Below are 19557 nucleotides of genomic sequence, written 5' to 3'. Positions count from 1 at the left end.
ATAAGCCCCACGGCGGACACGCACGTGCTGGAGAAGTCGGACTGTGCCGTACTACCTGTGAACCAGTCGAACAAGGGAGGGCAACCTTCTACGGAGTCTGGGGAGGAAAGGGCACAGACGAAGGAGAACATCGTTGAGTCGCACATGCACCCGACACAGAGCGGGGAGCGCATGTCCCAGGGATTAAACGGTAGGCGAAGTTCGGCTTGGAATTACATCCGGACAAGACACGTCTGATCGAGTTCGGACGGTTCGCCGCTCGCAACCGGAAACAGCGCGGAGAGAGGAAGCCGGAGACCTTCACGTTCCTGGGCTTCACCCATTGGTGTGGGCAACGCCACAAGAGCTGAACCTTCACCGTAGGTCGGATCACTGCGAAAAAGCGAATGGTTGCGAAGCTGAAAGCCATCAAGGCTGAGCTTCAACGCCGGAAGCATGATCGCGTGGCCGAAGTCGGTGGATGGCTACGGAAGGTCGTGCTGGGCTACTACCAATACCACGCTGTGCCCGGCAACACGACGCTGCCGAGCATCTTCAAGATTCGCGTGTGCAGGCTATGGCAGAGCGTTCTGGTCCGCCGCAGCCAGCGCGCAGAGATGCGTTGGGGACGCCTCACTCCCGTCTTGAACCGGTGGATTCCTCCGCCCCGCGTTCTGCATTCCTATCCTGATGCTCGCTTCTACGCCACTCATCCTTCGTAAGAGCCGTATGCGTAGACGCGCTCGTACGGATCTGTGCGGGGGGCGATCAGTGATGATCGTCCCTACCGCGACAGTGGACCGCCGCAAACAGATTGTTTCTGGATAGCCGACCACTCGGGAGTTTCGTGCAACGCCGCTCATTGAAGAAGCTCATAACCGTTCCAGGACCAGCCGCGGCGGAATTCCGGCGGATATGCGAGAGGTTTTTCATTTACTCGGCTCTAAGGGCCTGCATGGGTTCGACAGAGGCAGCGCGCCGGGCGGGAACGAGGCAGGCCGTTACAGCGGCGAAAAGTAGCAGGAAGGCGACGGACGCAAAGACGGAGAGGTCGAGCTTTCCGATCCCGTAGAGCGTACTCTGCATGCCGCGGCCAATGAAATAGGCTCCGACGAGGCCGACGGTGAGGCCGATGGAGGCAAGAACCAGGCCTTCCCGGACGACGAGAGCGACGACGCGGCCGCGGTTTGCGCCGAGTGCCATGCGAAGGGCTATCTCATGCGAGCGCTGCGCCACCGAGAAAGACATGACGCCGTAGACACCCAGTGCGGCGAGCAGAAGCGCGACGGCGGCGAAGCTGACGAAGAGGACGAGAGTGAAGCGGTCATTGGAGAGAACCAGCTCACGAACCTCCTCCATGGAGCGGGGCTGGGCGAGGGCTATCTCGGGATCGACGGAGTGAACGGCTGCGGCGATGCTTTTGACCATGGTGGCGGGGTCGTTGACGGTGCGAACGCCGATGCCTGCGCCGGACCAGGGGATCTGCCAGAAGGGGATCTCCATCTCTGGGCGGTCTTCGCGGAAGCCGCGACTGCGGACGTTGTGATAAACGCCCACGATCTGCCACTCGACAGGCGGCCCGAGCTTGGTGACGCCGGGGATTAGCTGTTCGACCGAGACACGCTGCTGGAGCGGGTCGACTCCTTTAAAGTACTTTTTCACGAAGTCTTCGTTGACGACGGCTACTTTGACGCTCGAGGCGGTGTCTTGATCGGTGAAGACGCGTCCATTGATCATGCGAACGCCGAAGGTTTTGAAAAAGTCGGGCGTGACCATGCCGAAGGCTGTGTTAGGGCGCATGGAGGGGTCGTTGAAGGCTGGTTTTCCGACGATGGTGAATGGCATACCAAAGCCCGCGCCGAAGAGAGGAAGCCCGGTCATCGCGGAAGCTGAAGTTACGCCCGGGACGGCGTTGACGCTGGAAAGAATCTGCTTGTAGTAGGCAATGATCTTCTCGGGGGCTTTGGGGCGCGAGTCGGGAACGGGAAGATAGAAGGTGAGGACGTGGTCGGTGCGCAGGCCGAGGTCTACACGAAGGAGATTGAGGAAGCTGTGTATGGCGAGACCGGCGCCGGTCAGCAGAGCGAGGGCGAGGGCGAACTCGCCGATGACGAGGGTCTGCCGCAGGCGATGGCGGCCTGCTCCTACGCCTGTGCGATTGCCTTCCTTGAGCGATTCGCCAGGATCTACTCGGGAGGCATACCAAGCGGGAGCGCTGCCGAAGAGAAGACCTGCGAACGTGGTGGCTGCGAGGGTGAAGAGCAGGATAGGAAGGTTGAGGTGGAGATCAGCCTCATCCGGCAGCGTTCCGCGAGGCATGATTGCCATGAGGCCCTGGAGCATGGCGTAGCCGACGCCGCTGCCGAGGAAGCCCCCGGTGATTGCGAGCAATAACCCTTCGGTGATGAGTTGTTCGAAGATGGTTCTCCGGCTCGCTCCGAGTGCGCTGCGGACAGCGAGTTCCTTCTGACGGGCCAGACCGCGAGCGAGGAGAAGATTGGCGACGTTGACGCAGGCGATGAGCAGGATGAAGGCTACGGCGCCGAGGAGAAGCCAGAGCGTCTGCTTGCGTTCGCTGGGCAGGAAGTCGTTTTTGAACGGTTCGACGAAGACACCCCAGCCCTTATTGCTTTTGGGATTGGCCTGGGCGATGTGGGTGGCGACTGAGTCCATATCAGCCTGCGCCTGTTGGACAGTGACGCCGGGTTTGAGGCGAGCGATGGAGAGGAGCCAATGGAAGTCGTGGTTGAGCTGCTCGGGTTTGAAGACGAGTGGCACGGCGAGCTGGGATTGCGCTCGATCGTCGAGGCCAGGGGACAGGACGCCGACCACGGTGTAGGGCTCACCGTTGATGCGCATGGATTGGCCGATGATTTTGGGATCGGAGCCTAGGTGTGCCCAGAGTTTGTGGGTGAGGATGACGACGTGATCCTTGCCCTCGACGCCCTCTTCGGGAAGAAAGTCGCGGCCGAGCAGGAAAGGACGGCCAAACATTTTGTAGAAGCCAACGGTGACCTGCCTGCCGTCAATGTTTTCGGGCTCGTCCTTGCTGGCAATATTGAAGGAGCCGCCGGTGAAGGCGTTGATGTCCTGGAAGCTTGAGTTTTCGCGTTTCCAGTCGGTGAAGTCTCCGGCGGAGATGCCGTTGTGGAACGTCTGAATCTTTGACCAGACGACAACGAGCTGGTCGGGCTCGGGGTAAGGCATGGGGGCGAGTAGAGTGGCATAGTCGACGGTAAAGATGGCCGTGTTTGCGCCGATGCCGAGGGCCAGGGTGAGTAGAACTGTGAGGGTGAGGCCGGGATTCTTCCACAAGGTACGCGCGGAATAGCGCAGATTACGAATGAGACTCGACATGAGACGACCTCACGGTTCCTGCTCGGGTCTAAATGAGACCTTGAAATTTACTTATCGTGAGCAGAATATTTGATCGTGAGCGTTGTTGGGTGATTTTTTATACATTTGCTCGGCAGTCCCTCATTATTGAGAAAGAGAGCTAGCCCACAGCGGGACGCTTGGGTGTAGACAGGCTTTATGTCCGATGGCGCTTCCGAGCGCCCGATGCTTTCCGAAAACCCCGATTCCAGGAATGCACATCATGACGCCAGACAGAATATCTACTGCCTAGTTCCTGCAAAACGGTGCTGGCTCAGACGGTCGACGCAACACTTGCTTGCAGTCTAGCTGCAGGAGTTTGGAAACCCAAGGTCTTTCTGGGACGTTGATTCAAGCGCAGCGCGACCTGGTCGAGCTGCGCTTGCGAGATAGGGGCAAGGTTGGTTCCTCGGGGGAAGTATTGTCGCAATAATAGATTGGTGTTTTCATTGGTGCCGCGCTGCCAGGGACTCTGCGGATCGCAGAAGTACACTTTCACCTTGGTAGCCACTGTAAACTCCTTGTGCCTGGCCATCTCCAACCCGCGATCCCACGTCAGCGAACGCCGCAGGGTCGCCGGGAGTTTACGAACATGCCGGCTCAAGGCTTGAACGACCGCTTCAGTGTCTTTGCCCGGCACCTTGACCAGCATGGCAAAGCGTGAATGACGCTCCACTAAAGTCGCGATGTAACTGTTCTTTGCGCCGCTCAGCAGATCACCTTCCCAATGCCCAGGAACCGCTCGGTCTTCCACTTCCGCGGGCCTTTCACGGATCGAGACGGCATCGACGATCTGGCCGCGGGACTGTCCGCTGACCGTTGCATGGAGCGAGCGGCGCATGCGCCGCTTGCTCCGCAAGTGCTCCATCAGCTCTTGTTTCAGCACGCCCCGCGCCTGGATGAACAGGCTTCGGTAAATGGTCTCGTGGGACACGCGCATGCTCTCGTCGTCAGGATACTGTGTCTTCAGCCATCCGGAAATCTGCTCCGGCGACCAGTCCAACACCAGCTTACTCGCAACCATCTTCCGCAACTTGCGGTTGCTGGCCAGAAGACACCTCTTGGGTCGTAACCCCGACCCCCAGGCCTGGTTATCCGCATCGTGGGCGCGATAGGCGGCACGGCCGCCATGGCGCGTGACCTCCCGGCTCACTGTCGACGCCGCCCGACCGAGGCCGCTGGCTATCGTGCGGATCGATGAGCCGGAAGCCATTCCTCGCGAAATGTCCTCTCGCTCAGCCAAGGTGAGCGCTATGCGAGAGCGCTGGCGAGCGGCTGGAGCAATCCCTCCGCGAGGCAACAACACACAGCGAATGCAGTTATGGGGCTTGCCGTAGGCACGCCCAATCTCATGCAACGACTCCCCCGCCTTCCATCGGCTCCAAACATCAGCCTTCTCCGCGGGAGATAGTCTCGACTGCTTTCCTTCACTCATAAACACCATCCTCAATAGAAGAACTTCTACTAGATGGTGTTGCAGCGACCTATCGAATGCACCGGAGTTATCGGCAACATTACTGACCACCTGAAGTACTTACAGCAATCAATTAATATTGGCCAGCTTCATCCCCCAACGAATCTCATACCGTCCTCACCCCAGCCGTGGTTCCATAGTCAGTTTCATTGCCGGAAACCGACCATATTGATATCCGACTATCGAGTCAATTGAGAACTTTGAGTAAAACATCGGGCAACTTCAATTGAAGTTGCCGAAAAATGGGATGAGCAGGTCTCTTAGATCGGAGAGACTATTGCCATGAAAAAGCCATCGCAACACCTCATCATCGCGGAAGTTCCACGCAGCATCACCAAGGTTGGAACGACGATCGGGATCGATCTTGGGGATGTCTGGAGCCATTACTGCACGCTCAACGAGGATGGAGAAGTAGTTGACCGGGGGCGGTTTCGAACGACACCCTCGGGAGTCGAGAAGTGGTTTACCGATCTACCCATGGCGCGAGTCGCGATGGAGACGGGAACGCACTCGATATGGATCAGCGAACGGCTCCGGGAGCTGGGCCACGAAGTAATCGTGGCGAACGTGCGCGAGCTGCGGGCCATCTCGCACAGTGATCGGAAAAGCGACAAGGTGGACGCCGAGAAGATCGCAACGACCAACACAACACATTTGCCGTTCGTGGAGGATACAGCCTGTGCCCTATATGACTTCAAATAGCTTCTTGAAGCCCCTGTCCATGTGCATTTGCTGATGGCAATGAAATAAAGACAACCCCTTGTAGATAGCTGTGAAATCCACTTCCAGGCTCGCATACCTCTTCAGCAAGACTACGTCCTTCCAAAGGCCGCCCATAGCCCTGCCATGCAGCCGCGTCAGCTCAAACGAATGCCGGTGGAGATGCACCGGGTGGTCCTCATCCGACCTGTTCTCAAAAAGAAGACGATACCGAAGCCCCGCATGGAGCTTCATGGGAACGCCATCGTAGTTCTTCCCGTTAATCGTCCACATTTCCATCCCGTCCGCTGCTTCTTCGCGATCAATCACCATCGGAATAAGCTGTTCCGGTGCGAGCTTAGGCTGCGGGCGTGCATCGGAAAAGATGGCGTAATCCCACGGCTGTAAGACAGGGTCTTTCCACTGCGGAGTTCCTGAACGCCCCGAATACTCCACGACGATTCCCATTCGTCCATCTACGCGATCACTTCCACGCGTAGCTCCGAAGATCCAGACTCCGGGATTCGTCATTCGAACAAGCGCGCTGATGCGCTCTCCTGGACCCAATTGCAGGACTTCCACTTCACGAGGAGAGGAGACCGTATTTCCATCTAGTGCAATGACCTCAAACCGATGCCCGGGCAAAGCAAAACTCTGCGTTACAGTAGCGCTGGCGTTGAGAATATGGAAGAGCACGCGCTCCCATTCACGCACGCGAAGGGGCTCGGCCGCCCCCAGAGCCTTGCCGTTGATGGAGCCAATGTCATACTGTACCTCCCAGCTTCCGCCGGAGGGCAGTCCCACAGGCCCGAAATCCTCAGCCTCCTCTGTGTCTTCTTCCGAATCGGGTATCTGCTGCATCTCGGCCCCCCACTCATGAGTCGCTAGAAAAAACTCACGGTCATACGCTCCGAGGTTATTCTTTGGCTCTACATAAACAATGCCGTACTGTCCGCTGTAGACGCCCCGGTCGAGTCGCGGATGCGACATCGCATGACTATGAATCCAGCGAACACCCTCTTGATGTGGCGTCAGTGCGTATTGGATTCGTCCGTGGGCGGGAACCGCAAGGCTGCCCTCTTCCATCGTTCCATCCAAAAGTGCAGGGACTTCGAGTCCATGCCAATGAACATACTCTTCGAAGGCCGTGTTGTTCACAATCTCCATCGTCACTGGCACGCCCTGGCGTAGCCGCAAGACGGGAGCAGGCACCTGTCCGTTGTATGAGGTGGTGTCGTAGACAAAACCAGGTGCAACTTCATGACGAAGAGAGCCTATCTCCAGCCGAAGCTGTGGCGGCCCCGCATGCTGCATAGCAGATGCAGAGACCGCCATTGCCCCATAGAGAAATTCACGTCTATTCAGCACGTTATTTGGTTATATGCGAGCGGTAGACTTCTTTACCATCCATATCGACAAAGATTACGTCCACATGCTGTTGATCGATCTCAAGCACGCTGAACCCGAACTGCTTGTCCTTGAAAATAGAGTTCTTGTACGTCGGCTTCATGTCGTAGAGTCCTGCTCCACCTGCGCCGCTGGTAAAGAAATGCACCGGAGAATCCGTTCCAGCCTCCTGCATGTTGTGGTCATGGCCATTGAGATAGATCTGTACATGATTTTTCTCAAGGATGGGAAGCAGGCGAGCAATCAACTCACGATTGTCGCCACGCGTAGCGGAATAAATATGGTAATGCCCATAAACGATCTTCCACTTGGCTGTGCTCTTGCTCAAGGCATCGTCCAACCATGCCAGTTCGTCGTCCGATAACCGAATCGTGTCAATGGCAAACAACTGTGCTGCTCCAGCGGTATACGTATAGTACGGAGCGGGAAACACCCACGTGGAACTCTGACGCGCGTAAGCAAGTTCTGCGGCCGGACTGTCTGGACTGTTGTAATCGTGGTTCCCATACACCGCGTAGAACTTGATCCCCAATGGTCCATACAGCTGTTCCCACTGCGTCTGCCACCGCGGTTCGTCCGGGCTGCTTACACCCCTGGAATAAAAGTTATCGCCGAGTGTGACGCCGAAATCGAAGGGATGCGCTTTATGGTAAGCGAGCATCGCTTGTGCATCCTGAAGCTGACCCGCAGAGCCGGTACCAAAATCTCCGAAGGCAAGCAGCCGGACAGACTTATTACTCGGAACCACAGTAAACAAAGGCGGAGCCTTGTATGCGAAGGCTGGCATGCGGATAATTTCGCCGTACCGCGAGAAATGAGATATCTCATATTCACGCAGTTCTGTGGAGTCACCGAGCTTTCTACGTTGAGCGAGCAACTCGTTCTCTTCGTATCTGTCTGCGAGATACACCATATTGAGCGCTACGGCCGCAGCCTTAGAATCGGAATCGCTCGTCGCATGTTCTCTGACGATCTTCAGTTCGTCCGGTGTAAACCCGTTCTTCAGTGTCTGCGCATCCACTTTCACTATGTTCTCTAACGCTTCGAGCACACTGACCCGAAGCTGTCCATCCGTCTCTTTCTCAAGCTGGGCAAACAAGAACGCTCTTCCCTCTGGCTGCTTTACCATCGTAGCGAAGGCCTCGTGGGCCCAATCCTGATCGCTCTCCTTTTCAATATGCGCCAGGTTCTTCTCGGTCAAATGCAGATACTTGCCTGCCGCCTCCCGATACGCCGCAGGCAAGCGGCCAATGGCCTTATCGGTCCCTGCATTGGAAGTACGTTCCTGTTGCGCCAAAGCAGCACAGGATATTGCCAATGACAGAAAGACAACTTTCTTCATAACAGTTCGATCTCCTTGTTCATCCTAAAACTCGTTGCTTAGATATCTAGACGTCCTCACCTGCGTGCTTCAATAAAGACAAGACAGATGCCGTAATCTCTCTAGGAGCTTGTTGAAATAGCTAGAGCTGACTCCTTTACTGATGAGGTTTTGGGTTGATGCAGGGGAGTTGGGTTGTTTATGACGGCTGGCTGGCGGATTCTGCGGCATGTTTTCTTGCCGGGTTGAAGACTCAACCGGCCTTCAGGCGCACTGCTGCTGTGGGTCCTGCTGAGTATGGCTTTGGATGAGCCTTGGCAGACGCAGCAGGTTATGTGCGGCGCAGCTGAAGACGAAGATCCAGTCGACCTTGGCGAGTCCTCGCACCTTCAGCTGGTCGAGCGGACCGGTCTGCTTCAACCAGCCAAATGTCTTCTCCACGAGCCAGCGGCGGCTGAGGCTGAGCGCATAGCCGGCGTGCCGGGTGGTCCTGCCATCGAGGTTCGAGCGGCGTCCCTTGTCGTTCTTCTGCACATGTGCGGTGACGTTGAGGGCGCGGGCTCCGGCGATGAAGTCCTTCGCGTCGTAGGCCTTGTCGGCACCAACCGTGATGCGCCGCGAGCTGTTCTTCTGCCGCTCGTCGAGCATCAGCAGGGCGGCGTCGCGCTCGGCATGGCCGTCGGCCTGGGTCGCCATCGCGGCGGCGATCAGGCCGTTGCGGTTCTCCACCAGCGCATGGCCCAGGTACGCGAGCTTCGACTCCTTGCCATAGCTCTTCTTGTAGAGCCGCGCCTCCGGATCGGTAGTCGATTGATGGGTCTCGTTCGACCTCTTCTGCCCACGGAAGTTAGTGCCGTCGCCATCATCGGAGCCATCCTTCGGCCGGAAGCTCTTCTGCGATGCCCAGGCCTGGATCAGCGTGCCGTCCACGGTGAAGTGCTCGTCACTCATGAAGCGCTTCGCCAGCACGTTCACCTCGGCGAAGAACCGCTGCGCCACGTCCGACGTCAGCAGCCGGTCGCGGTTCTTGGAAAACACGGCATGGTTCCACACCGCGTCGTCCATGCCCAGGCCGACGAACCAGCGGAACAGCAGGTTGTAGTTCAGCTGCTCGACTAACTGGCGCTCCGAACGCACCGAATAAAACGCCTGCAACAACAGCGCCCGCAGCACATACTCGGGCGCAATCGAAGGACGGCCTGATGCCGAATATAGCGCATCGAAATCCTCGTTCAGCGACACCAGAACTGCATCCGTCAACTTGCGAATCTCGCGCAAAGGATGATCCTGTGGAACCCGCTGCTCCAACGTCACACAACTGAACATCTCACCCTGAACCCGCTCGTCGCCACGCATACAACAGAGACGGACCAACACCCAGATCAGACGAAGCCAGAACCTATTTCAACAAGCTCCTAGGGCAGTTTTGCTGGAATAGAGCGGCTTTTCACGGCAGGCTGGCATAGAGAAGTGAGTCGATATTGGGTTTAGAGAGTTGAGAACCCTTTTCTAATCTCAACTCCCTATGGATATTTCCCCTAAAACTGCAGCTTCAAGGCGAACTGCAGCGATCGCGGACCGCCCTGTTGATAGATTGAGGCTAGACCTCCGAGCGCATCAGAAAGCGTATTCGCTGCTTGCCCCATGATGCTGTTGTTACATTGAGCTCCTGCAGTGCTCGTGCCGCACGTAACATTCAGCGCCCCAAAATTGGGATGGTTGAAAATGTTGAAACTCTCTGCACGAAAACGAAGGTTTAGCCGCTCATACAGAGGGAATACGCGTTCAAGAGCTACATCCGTCGAAGCCGCACCGAAGCCACGAAGGAAATTACGTGGCGAGTTTCCATTACCATCCACAGTGGTTGGCACGCTGAATACCGAGGGATTGAACTGCCGCCCGCCTGGGATTCCAGCTTTCTGGACGTATGGATTTCCACCGCTATAGTTCAGGCGGCCGGAATACGATTCTCCCGAGATGGGGTCAATCAACGCGGCGCCCTGTACCTGCACAGGGAAACCAGTACGCGCAAATGACCGCATATCAACCGCCCACCCGCCTAGCGTTGATCTCTTCCATCTTTCTGCATACTGCGTTGGGAGGTTGTAGACCAACGCGGCGGAGAAGTTGTTTCGAACGTCTTGATCCGAATTGCCTCGCTGTAACGGAAGGCCACCGTAATAGTCAGTGCTGGCCCAGTCAATAGCGTGTGACCAGGTATAGGCCGCCTGAACCTGAACGTTACGTAACGCCCGGCGCTTATATTGAACCTGCAGAGAGTTATAGTCCGATCCGGGGCCGTTGGTGAGTGCATTGAACGATGCAAAAGAGGGGTTCAATGCGCCATAGTTATACTTCGTCCACCGTGTCAGGTTTCGACCTTCGGAACCCACATAACCAATAATTACGCTCTGAAGATTTCCGAATGCCTGTTCCAGGCTTGCACTCCACTGAATCGCGGACGGAGGAAAAAAATTTCTGTCTACGGTATAGTTCAACGAATACGGAGGCGCGGGCGCCGGCGCCGGCGCATTGATGACACTGAGGGGCAATGGGAAACTGACCGGATTACCTGCGGTTGATTTAAGCGATTGACTGTAGCCAGCACCCATTTCGTAACCGACACCGAATAGGTGAGACAGTGATTGGCCAGTATCGTAAAACAGCCCGCCGCCGCCACGAAGCACCAGTTCATGACCAGGCTCATTCCGAAGGGTGATTGCAACACCAACCCTAGGCGCGAAATTTGTATAGGTTGTCTTGTACAGAGGCGTGCCCAACGGAGCCAGACCAACTGTGGATGGGATGGCGAGATTTCCGGAATAGGTGTAGTCCTGCGCTCCGGAGACAGATGGAGGCGGATTGAGATCCCAGCGAAGTCCTAAAGACAGGCTCATGCGCGGCCGGACACGCCATTCATCCTGGAAATAAAGTCCCAGGTTTTTGAAAGTGGGGTCCTGTCGCACAGTTGTGTTGTCCTGGACCGTATCGATGGCATTTGCCAGAGTGGATGCAGCAGATTTGTAGGTGTAGACGATATAGGGTCCGCGAGAGAGAAATCCGAAGCCCATATAGGTAGTTGTCTGCCGGTAGTCGACGCCGGCTTTGAAAAGGTGACGTCCCTTGGCCCAGCTCACCGTATCGACGACATTGGGCTGGAACTGACGTGTGCCATAGCTTTGATCGTACAGCCGGCCCTGCTCTCCTCCAGCAAAGCTAAAGTAGACAACTTCCTCTCCGCTTTCAGGCAGTCCCTGCAACGCCTGAAGGCTTGTCGGCTGGCCTCCGCCGAAGGTAGAAGGAGTAGTTGCTGTCTGCCAATAGGAGGGAGAGTATTGCAGACGGAACGCATTGGTGACGGACGGACCAAACGCGCTATTCGCTCCGAGGAGATATGTTCTGGTTCTAAAGTTGGTCGTCACCTTGCCAGAATAAGAACCTGGGTTCTGTACCGTGTTGCTTTCCGTGTCCGAATAACGGAAGAAAAGGCGCAACCAGGGTGCAACCGCAAAGTCGAGTCGCCCACTTGGCGCATTGATCGAACTGGGGGTTGTGGAACTATAGAGGAACGGCGAAAGCCCATCACCGTAATCGACGCATTGAGGATCCTGCGCGATGGAACAGTTCGGCAGCGGAAAGGCATTCAAGATAGGTTTGATTGCTGCCGGAGCATTGGCGCGCAAGTTCTTATAAAGAGGACTCGCATAGTTTGTTGCGGTGTTATAGGTTCCGTTGGACGGAACATACATGACCTGCGCAGACTGCGGTTGAGAGAGACGAAGTCCCTCATACGAAAGAAAAAAGAAGGCGCGATCTTTGCCGGAGAACAGCCCTGGAATGGTCAGGGGGCCACCAAATACACCACCGAAGTCATTTTGCTTCTCTTGCGGCCTGGGAACAGCGGGCGTGCTGTATGTGTTAAACCAGTTATTCGCATCGAACACTGCATTTCGAATGTAGTCGAAAGCGCTTCCGTGATAATCGTTCGTGCCAGCTCGTGACTGAAAGCTGATCTGCGCTCCTGGTTGCCGGCCATACTCAGCCGAATAGGTGGATGTCGCAATACGAAATTCCTCAAGAGCATCGACAGAAATAATCGCATGGGTTGTGCCAAGAGCTGTCGTGCTGGATGTCATGCCACCCGGGCCAGCGCCTCCATCAATTGCGCCATTGGAATTGTTAGCACTTACTCCGTCTACCATGAAGTTATTGGCATCTGTGCGCATTCCATTGACGCTGAATTCTCCCTGGGCATTGTTGGGTTGCGGGGTCGCAGTAACCACGCCGGGGGACAGGAGGATAAGTGATTGGAAGCTTCTTCCGTTCAACGGCATGTTCTCAACAAATTGCCGATCGATGACCGTGCCAACCGTTGCATCGGTTGTGTTGATGTTATTCTCGTCCGCATTCACAGTGATGGTTTCGGCGTTAGAGCCGACAGCCATACTAAAGTTGAGTTGCACAATGTCCTGTGTGTGCAACGTCAATCCCGCCTCGATCACACCCCGGAACCCAAGCTTGTCTACTTCAACCCGGTAAGTTCCTGGGGTAAGTGCTGCGATCGTATATTGGCCACTCTTGTTTGTCTTTGTAGTGTTCCTCTCGCCTGTCTTCGTGTTGATAGCTGTAATGGAAACATCGGGAACGACGGCCTTCGAAGAGTCCTCAATGATACCGGTGATTGAGGCGTTCGTGGTTTGAGCAGGAACGGCATAGGGTAATAAAAACAACAGAAAGACCATTGCAAGCCGGGCGAACTTCATGAATGCTCCTGGGAACGGTAAGTCGAGTCTGTTGAGTATTCGCGGCGGGAGTGCTTTTTATACCGTGCTCGAGAGATGAATTGACCGTATGTTCACATGTCCAGAATGCGAGCAAATGAAGACGCGGATCTACCTTCCGTTCTTTACGGATGGTTCGGTGGCAGGGTATGCAGATAGGCTTCAAGAAATGGTTTGCCCGTAGGACTCTGGCTGCCACCATGAGGCTCCACAGTTACAAAAACAGAATTGATCTGTGCGAGTATCTCCGGATTGTCCGACTTAACTACCCATCGCCGGTTCTGCTCGTTGTCCATGTAGAAGATCCCAAGGCTGATGGGCTTGGCAGATGAACTATCGGGCTTTCCCCATGCCTCGAAGGTTTTGGCTTCTTTATACCCCGGCTGCTTTTCTAGGTCGAAGGCATAGAAGATCAATGATTTGCCTCTTGTGTAGAAGACGCGGCCAAAGGGTTTGCTGCGATCCCCATTCTTCTGCACGTCGAAGACATCTGCAATATAAAGCTGCCGCGCGCCCATCAATTCACGGATATCACGGTCCGCAGCCAGAAACTTATCTGCACTCTCCGACGAGTTATTTGTGGAGGTCAGTTGCATATGCAAATCCTGGACTCTGGTCTCCAATGTAGCAACCTGGTAAAGAGCCCCTTGACGATCCTGTTGCACACGATTCAACTCCTCGCGTGTGCGCATCAGAGAGTTTGACGCATCATCCAACTGCTGCTGAATAGCATCGCGTTGCTGTGCCATTGTGGCCAGTGAACCAGAATCCGCGTTGTCTTTCTTTGTAAGGTCTGCGATCTGCGTAAGAAGCGAAGCCTTCGTATCTGACAAGGCAGACAGTTGGTTCTGGATATCGGCAGACTTGCCTGCTGCCGCTTTCAATGCATGTTGAGCCGTTGCCAACTCTGTCCGCAATCGTGCGTTCTCCCCATCTGGGACCGGCGAAGGATAAACAGCCGCCAACGATGCGTAATGAGGCGGAGCAATCCCCATTCTGCGTCCAAACTCGAATGCTCCTTCAATGCCAACCAGCAGTAGTGCGGCGGCTGTGGCCATCAGAGCCGGTCGCTTAATGGTCTTCCACTTGTCAGGGGACAGTACCTGATTTCCACGTGAATACAGTCGTAAACGCGAAGTGCCTTTCTGTGCAAGGAAGGCATCGACTAACTGTGTCGCTGCCTTCGTTTCGTCGTAGCCGACAGGTATTTCGACTTCAGTATGCGGGGCGAGGTCAGCAGCCAGCTTCGCAATGCCTCCCTGAATCAAACCGGCATATTCACGCATAAGCGTTGTGCACCGATGGCAGCCGGCGACGTGTTCATTCAGAGTCGCCAATTCTTCTGCGCTCAGTTCTCCGGTTGTCGAGAGAGCGCAGAGTTCCGCGAATTCTTCACTACAGCCGTTCGAGTATCCCGCCTCAATCGTCATAGGTTAAAATTCCTGGAGCGCAACATCTGGCGAGCAATCTGTCGTAGACGCTCCAGCCCTCGATAGTAGTGATGACGAACATTTTTAACATCTTCGCCGGTTCGCTCGGCAATCTCGGCAAGTGTCAACCCTTCAAAAAAGAACATCTCCAATGTCTTGCGCTGCCGGTCGCTCAAGTCACCGAATGCCGCCTTTAGCTGCTGAACGGTCAAGCGGGCGATAATATCCTCCTCTAAGCTTTTCCTCTCAATAAGAGTATTCGTGCGCTCCGCAGCATCTGTACCAGAATAAAATTGCCGCCGGTGCAGATAGTTACGTCGGTCGAATGCACGCCGATAGATCATCTGGATGATCCAGGTCCTTGCAGAGCCCTTCTCGTTGTCGAACGAGCCTGCCTCGTTACAAAGGCGTATGAATATCTCCTGAACTAGGTCCTCTGCCTCCCCTTCATCCTGGAGGATCTTTATTCCGACAGAAAAGGCGAGCTTGTTGTAGCGATAAAAAAGGGTCAGCGCGGAGCTTTCATCGCGTTTTTGGATGCGTTCAAGCAATTCTTCATCCGTTGAAATCGTGGAAGCGGGTGAGTTTTCTGGTTTTTCGGATACAAGAACGCGTCTCGCCCGCATGAGCGGCAGAGGGAGCGCCCGTTCTGTTCCATCCATTGGCAAGGGGTTCATCAGCCGCCAAAACTAGAGTGATACCGGTATTTAAAAGAATGGTTCACAGGGGCACGGGAAGTAAAGGGCATTTGCCTCATCACTAATCGAAACTTAACGAAAAATAATCTTGGAATCGCACGGTACAAATCCGCATTGTCTCGCGTAATGGCTGTTGTCGCACTTCAGCGGGTACAGATTGCTACATTCACGCGGATACGAAAATACGGTCGCGGCGTACCGGAACGATAAAGCGGCCGTCGCCTGACCTTGAGGAGCTTTGCGAGCTAACTAAAGTTGGGTGAAAAGTTTTCCGCGTTCGTGACCCGGGCTGCTTATGCTCGCCCCTTTGACCAGGACCGAAGGTGTAATTTCTTGCGCTTCGGAGTTTTTGCGTCGTGGGCACTGAGGTCGGTATGAGATTGGTGCGCGTCAGCCCGTGTAACAGTCGGACCCGGAACCCTTGAGCACCCCGAATTGTAGCCACAGGCGGTTCACCGTCCCGGAGCACGCTTTCTAGATTTGTTCGATCGGGGTTCCACGCCAGCGGCGCAGAGGAGGAGCGATGGAACTTTTGCATCCACATTGTGCCGGTCTCGATGTTCACAAGGAGACGGTGGCGGTCTGCGTTCGTCACATGGAAGGCGGCAAGTTGACAACCGCGGTCCAGACCTTCAAGACGATAACCCGGGAACTGATGGGCCTGTCCGACTGGCTTTCGTCCGAAGGGGTAACGCATATCGGCATGGAGGCCACAGGTGTCTACTGGAAGCCGGTATGGCATATTCTGTCGGACGGTGAGTTGGCCAACGCTGCCCACGTCAAGAACGTGCCGGGACGCAAGACCGACGTCAACGACGCCACCTGGCTTGCAGATCTGATGGCGCACGGGCTTATCAAGGCCAACTTTGTCCCCGACGAGTCGACGCAGCAGATGCGCGATCTGCTGCGCACCCGCAAGCAGTTCGTGCGCGAGCGCAGCAGCCATACGCAGCACATTCAGAAGACGCTGGAGGACGCCAACATCAAGCTCGATTCGGTCATCACCGACATCGTTGGCCTCTCCGGTCGCCGCATGATCGAGGCCTTGATCGCCGGACAGACCGATCCAGAAGCTCTGGCGGCCTTGGCTCACCGGCGCATCCACGCCTCCGCTGACGAACTGGAGGCGGCATTGCGCGGACGGGTAACACCCCATCACCGCTTCATGCTGCAACTGCATCTGGACCATCTTGATGCTGTCAATGCGGCCATTGCCCGTATCGATAAGGAGGTCGACGCCAGCGTCGACCCCTTTCGCGTAGCCATCGAAATGCTCACCACCATCCCCGGCGTCAGCAGCCTTGCGGCCGAGGTGATGGTCTCGGAGATCGGCATCGACATGAGCCGCTTCAAGACCGAAGGCCATCTGATCTCCTGGGCGGGACTCTGCCCCAAAAACGACGAAAGCGCCGGCAAGCGCCGATCCACACGGATGAAAAAGGGAGCCCCCTGGCTGAAGACGACGCTGATTCAATGCGCCTGGGCGGCCTCGCGCACCAAAGGAAGCTACCTCCAGGCCCAATACCTGCGCATCCGCTCCAGGCGGGGCGCAAAGAAGGCCATCGGCGCCGTCGCCGCCTCCATGCTCACCGCCGCCTACCACATGCTCAACGACGGAACCCTCTACCAGGACCTCGGCGCAAACCACTTCGACAACCGCGATAAAGGCAAGCAGGCGCTACGACTCGTTAACCGGCTCCAGAGCCCCGGATTCGCCGTCCAGATCACATCCATCGCTGCTTGATGCAGTTTTCTTGCAGGCGTTGCAGATGAACTCATAGTGGGGCATACAGACCACCCCCAGTCTCTGAATGGCTATGGCTGGATTCTAGACCCGTCGCTGGATCAGATTCAACTTTCACCCTAAGCCGACCGAAAGTAAATTCGACGTACATTGCTGGCGTATGGCGCCAACAATTGAAAAGATTTCTGCGACTACTTTTCGCGTTTTGAACATGAAGGCTTCGGTGCAGTTTTACCGAGATCTGCCCGGCATGGAGCTGCTTTACGGCGGAGAACAGGCAAGTTTCTCTTCACTGCGATCGAACGATTCAGAATCTGCGATCCTAAACCTCGAACAAGGTGATACTGTGTCGCGGTGGGGCCGGCTGATCATCCACGTCACGGATGTGGATGAGTTCTGGACACATCTGAAGGAGAGAGGATTGAGCCTGTCTGTGTAGAGAACGAGTCGATCGCCGGGTTGGATGGGGTGTGTGAGCGTGGCGTAGGTGGCGAAATATGATTTTTTCGGAAAGGTTTCCGGAAATAGTGAAAGTTTCCGTTACATTCCCATCCTGCGTGGAGTAGCGTGCTGCATAGAACCACTCGGCCTGGAGAACTGTGAGTTTGAATCACGGGAGCAAACGGTATAGTCATGAGGGTGAAGAAGTCACAATCGCTAACCAGCGGCATCACGCTTCAGGCTGTCGCGAAGGCGGCAGGAGTTACCATTGCCACCGCGTCGCGCTCTCTGAACGACGCATACGGTGTGCATCCCGAAACCCGGGCGCGAGTGCTCGAGGTTGCGCAAAAGCTGCGGTATACACCGAACCGTTTCGCCCGCGGCCTGGTCACAGGTCGGTCCGACATGATAGGGCTCATCGTCAGTGATGTTCGCAACTCCTACTTCGCCGAAGTGGCGCGCGGAGTGGAAGATGCAGCGCTGGAGTCAGGCCGCGACGTGCTGTTGTGCAACAGCGACCTAAACGCCGAGCGGCAGATGAAGTCTTTCATATCGCTGCTCGACAAACGAGCCGAGGCTATCATCATGAACTCCGTGGCGAGCTTGTCACAGGAGCATCAGCAGCAGATTGCGGCCGCAGGCGTGCCCATCGTTCTGCTCAACGGCGCGGGACGGGGAACGCCCTTCTCCACCGTATGCGCCGATAATGAGAAAGGCGGCCGGCTAGTTGCCGAATGCCTGCTGCGAAGCGGTCATCGAAACGTCATCAACCTCACCGGGCCGCGGCGGCACTCCAACCTCGCGCGCCGGTCCAGCTCATTTTTAAAGGCGATGTCGGTGCAGCGTGGCACCCGCGTGCGTACTATTCATGCCATCAACACGCTGCAGGGTGGCTATGACGCGTCGGTGGAGATGTTCAAAGAGCTGGGAGGCGCGACGGCCATCTTTGCGGGCAACGACGTCATGGCCTTCGGCGTGATGCGCGCTGCCATCGAAGCCGGCATCAGGATTCCGCGGGATATCTCGCTCATTGGCTTTGACGATGTGGAGCTGGCGGCGATCAGCTTTCCCCCACTGACGACGATCCACCAGCCGAAGTACGACGTCGGCCGTGCCGCGATCGAGATCGTCAATGAGCTTCTGGAGTCCGGCATCAACAGGCCGCAGCATCGCGTGGTTGACGTGAAGCTGGTGGAGCGCGCCTCGGTCGCAAAGATCGGGCGATAGCTCCCACCTCAGGCGAGCGAAGGGACCATCAGAATCTCCGGCACGGTGACGCGCGGCGGCATGGCCATCACATGCAGAATCGTCGCTGCCACGTCGTCGGGCTGCAGCGCCTTCTCCAACATCTCGCCTGAGAGCTTCTCCGGTCGCTTCTCGACGAGCTCCGTGTTGGTGAGGCCGGGCATCACGCAGCAGGTGCGGATGCCGGCGGCGCGCTCCTCAAGGCGAATCGCGTGGGCAAGCCCCAGCAGACCGCGCTTGGACGCCTGGTACGCCGCTCCTGAGAGATCCGCGATCGCCCCGGCAGTGGACGACACGAAGATGATGTGCCCGGCGCCCGCCTGGCGCATGGTCGGCAGCACCGCATGTGCCAGGTAGAAGGCGCCGTTCAGGTTCGTGTCAAGAATGTTGGTCCAGGTCTCAGGTGGCATCACCTTCATGGAGCGCTCCGGCGCGTTCGTGCCGGTCGCATAGACGGCGATGTCGATCTGTCCATGCTCCAACAGCACGGCGCTGACTAACGACGTCAGGTCGTCGAGGCTGGTTGCGTCCGCCTGATAGACGACGATGCGAAGGCCCTCGCCTGCCAGCTCTGCCTGCATGGCCTCGAGCCGTTCCTTGCGGCGGGCAGCGGCGACGACGGTGGCGCCCGCGCGCGCGGCCATCAGCGTAGTGGCGCGGCCAATGCCGCTCGATGCTCCGACGATGAGTACAACCTGACCCTTCAGTGTGTCTGCCATGTGCTTTCTCTAGAGCAGCGCATCAGCCGCTTCGCTCGCCCGTACGCCGGGAGGAGGTTTGGGAAACGCTTCCAAAACTATCACCCCGCCGCCGGGGCATGTCAATCAGTCGGATACCGTTTTCGAAAAGTTGTAATGACGAGGTGGTTGACAGGCTCAATGGGGATGGCTGAAGATTCTTCGGAAACGTTTCCGATCGGCACCCTTGTTGCGAACGGTTCTCACAGCTGCCCGATCGTATCGT

The 19557-nt window shown here is 56.4% G+C and carries 15 protein-coding genes; 6 read left to right on the top strand and 9 right to left on the bottom strand.

The annotated features are described in order from the left end of the window. Positions 1 to 206 precede the first annotated feature (206 nt). Positions 207 to 350, top strand: a complete 144-nt coding sequence (locus BDD14_RS32170; RefSeq protein ID WP_165420395.1) for a hypothetical protein — start codon at positions 207 to 209, stop codon at positions 348 to 350. Between the two features lie 36 nt (positions 351 to 386). Then, entirely contained in the window at positions 387 to 701 is a 315-nt protein-coding gene (locus BDD14_RS29305) for a hypothetical protein (RefSeq protein WP_130424836.1), read from the top strand. Positions 702 to 912: 211 nt separating this feature from the next. On the opposite strand, the gene BDD14_RS29300 is transcribed toward BDD14_RS29305, so the two are convergent. Further along, positions 913 to 3336, bottom strand: a complete 2424-nt coding sequence (locus tag BDD14_RS29300) for an ABC transporter permease (RefSeq protein ID WP_130424834.1) — start codon at positions 3334 to 3336, stop codon at positions 913 to 915. Positions 3337 to 3628: 292 nt separating this feature from the next. Continuing rightward, positions 3629 to 4789, bottom strand: coding sequence for an IS30 family transposase (locus BDD14_RS29295; protein WP_130417389.1), 1161 nt, complete (start codon positions 4787 to 4789; stop codon positions 3629 to 3631). A 321-nt stretch (positions 4790 to 5110) separates the two neighbouring features. On the opposite strand from BDD14_RS29295, the gene BDD14_RS29290 reads away from it, so the two are divergent. Then, entirely contained in the window at positions 5111 to 5530 is a 420-nt protein-coding gene (locus tag BDD14_RS29290) for an IS110 family transposase (protein WP_130424832.1), read from the top strand. Here the strand turns inward: BDD14_RS29290 and BDD14_RS29285 are convergent. From BDD14_RS29285 to BDD14_RS29260, 6 genes are all read right to left on the bottom strand, one after another. Beyond that, positions 5513 to 6862, bottom strand: coding sequence for a multicopper oxidase family protein (locus BDD14_RS29285; protein WP_130424830.1), 1350 nt, complete (start codon positions 6860 to 6862; stop codon positions 5513 to 5515). The two genes, BDD14_RS29290 and BDD14_RS29285, sit on opposite strands and share 18 nt — an antisense overlap. A gap of 34 nt (positions 6863 to 6896) precedes the next feature. After that, positions 6897 to 8276, bottom strand: a complete 1380-nt coding sequence (locus tag BDD14_RS29280) for a metallophosphoesterase (protein WP_130424828.1) — start codon at positions 8274 to 8276, stop codon at positions 6897 to 6899. A gap of 243 nt (positions 8277 to 8519) precedes the next feature. Then, positions 8520 to 9611, bottom strand: coding sequence for an IS5 family transposase (locus tag BDD14_RS29275; protein ID WP_130417184.1), 1092 nt, complete (start codon positions 9609 to 9611; stop codon positions 8520 to 8522). Between the two features lie 182 nt (positions 9612 to 9793). After that, on the bottom strand, positions 9794 to 13018 hold the full coding sequence (locus tag BDD14_RS29270) for a TonB-dependent receptor (protein WP_130424826.1): 3225 nt from the start codon (positions 13016 to 13018) through the stop codon (positions 9794 to 9796). 143 nt (positions 13019 to 13161) lie between these two features. Beyond that, a complete protein-coding gene (locus tag BDD14_RS29265; RefSeq protein WP_130424824.1) occupies positions 13162 to 14466 on the bottom strand; it encodes an anti-sigma factor in 1305 nt (434 codons plus the stop codon). After that, positions 14463 to 15143, bottom strand: coding sequence for an RNA polymerase sigma factor (locus tag BDD14_RS29260; protein WP_130424822.1), 681 nt, complete (start codon positions 15141 to 15143; stop codon positions 14463 to 14465). Before BDD14_RS29260 ends, BDD14_RS29265 begins: the two co-directional genes overlap by 4 nt. A 544-nt stretch (positions 15144 to 15687) precedes the next feature. Between BDD14_RS29260 and BDD14_RS29255 the strand changes: the two genes are divergently transcribed. The 3 genes from BDD14_RS29255 to BDD14_RS29245 all read left to right on the top strand — a co-directional run bounded on the left by BDD14_RS29255 (position 15688) and on the right by BDD14_RS29245 (position 18576). Further along, positions 15688 to 16908, top strand: a complete 1221-nt coding sequence (locus BDD14_RS29255; RefSeq protein ID WP_130424820.1) for an IS110 family RNA-guided transposase — start codon at positions 15688 to 15690, stop codon at positions 16906 to 16908. Between the two features lie 223 nt (positions 16909 to 17131). Continuing rightward, positions 17132 to 17347, top strand: a complete 216-nt coding sequence (locus tag BDD14_RS29250; RefSeq protein WP_130424818.1) for a VOC family protein — start codon at positions 17132 to 17134, stop codon at positions 17345 to 17347. A gap of 194 nt (positions 17348 to 17541) precedes the next feature. Further along, entirely contained in the window at positions 17542 to 18576 is a 1035-nt protein-coding gene (locus tag BDD14_RS29245; RefSeq protein ID WP_130424816.1) for a LacI family DNA-binding transcriptional regulator, read from the top strand. Between the two features lie 8 nt (positions 18577 to 18584). On the opposite strand, the gene BDD14_RS29240 is transcribed toward BDD14_RS29245, so the two are convergent. Then, on the bottom strand, positions 18585 to 19313 hold the full coding sequence (locus tag BDD14_RS29240; protein WP_130424814.1) for an SDR family oxidoreductase: 729 nt from the start codon (positions 19311 to 19313) through the stop codon (positions 18585 to 18587). Positions 19314 to 19557 lie beyond the last annotated feature (244 nt).

This window comes from Edaphobacter modestus (genome assembly GCF_004217555.1).
Taxonomy (GTDB): Bacteria; Acidobacteriota; Terriglobia; order Terriglobales; family Acidobacteriaceae; genus Edaphobacter; species Edaphobacter modestus.
This window is presented reverse-complemented; position numbering and strand designations above follow the sequence as displayed.

What these genes read in the sequence shown, in the direction of transcription:
- BDD14_RS29255 (WP_130424820.1), top strand. Translation starts at nt 15,688, where the DNA reads ATGGAACTTTTGCATCCACATTGTGCCGGTCTCGATGTTCACAAGGAG.
- BDD14_RS29270 (WP_130424826.1), bottom strand. Translation starts at nt 13,018, where the DNA reads ATGAAGTTCGCCCGGCTTGCAATGGTCTTTCTGTTGTTTTTATTACCC.
- BDD14_RS29300 (WP_130424834.1), bottom strand. Translation starts at nt 3,336, where the DNA reads ATGTCGAGTCTCATTCGTAATCTGCGCTATTCCGCGCGTACCTTGTGG.
- BDD14_RS29275 (WP_130417184.1), bottom strand. Translation starts at nt 9,611, where the DNA reads ATGCGTGGCGACGAGCGGGTTCAGGGTGAGATGTTCAGTTGTGTGACG.
- BDD14_RS29280 (WP_130424828.1), bottom strand. Translation starts at nt 8,276, where the DNA reads ATGAAGAAAGTTGTCTTTCTGTCATTGGCAATATCCTGTGCTGCTTTG.
- BDD14_RS29285 (WP_130424830.1), bottom strand. Translation starts at nt 6,862, where the DNA reads ATGGCGGTCTCTGCATCTGCTATGCAGCATGCGGGGCCGCCACAGCTT.
- BDD14_RS29305 (WP_130424836.1), top strand. Translation starts at nt 387, where the DNA reads ATGGTTGCGAAGCTGAAAGCCATCAAGGCTGAGCTTCAACGCCGGAAG.
- BDD14_RS29245 (WP_130424816.1), top strand. Translation starts at nt 17,542, where the DNA reads ATGAGGGTGAAGAAGTCACAATCGCTAACCAGCGGCATCACGCTTCAG.
- BDD14_RS29290 (WP_130424832.1), top strand. Translation starts at nt 5,111, where the DNA reads ATGAAAAAGCCATCGCAACACCTCATCATCGCGGAAGTTCCACGCAGC.
- BDD14_RS29240 (WP_130424814.1), bottom strand. Translation starts at nt 19,313, where the DNA reads ATGGCAGACACACTGAAGGGTCAGGTTGTACTCATCGTCGGAGCATCG.
- BDD14_RS29265 (WP_130424824.1), bottom strand. Translation starts at nt 14,466, where the DNA reads ATGACGATTGAGGCGGGATACTCGAACGGCTGTAGTGAAGAATTCGCG.
- BDD14_RS29260 (WP_130424822.1), bottom strand. Translation starts at nt 15,143, where the DNA reads ATGAACCCCTTGCCAATGGATGGAACAGAACGGGCGCTCCCTCTGCCG.
- BDD14_RS29295 (WP_130417389.1), bottom strand. Translation starts at nt 4,789, where the DNA reads ATGAGTGAAGGAAAGCAGTCGAGACTATCTCCCGCGGAGAAGGCTGAT.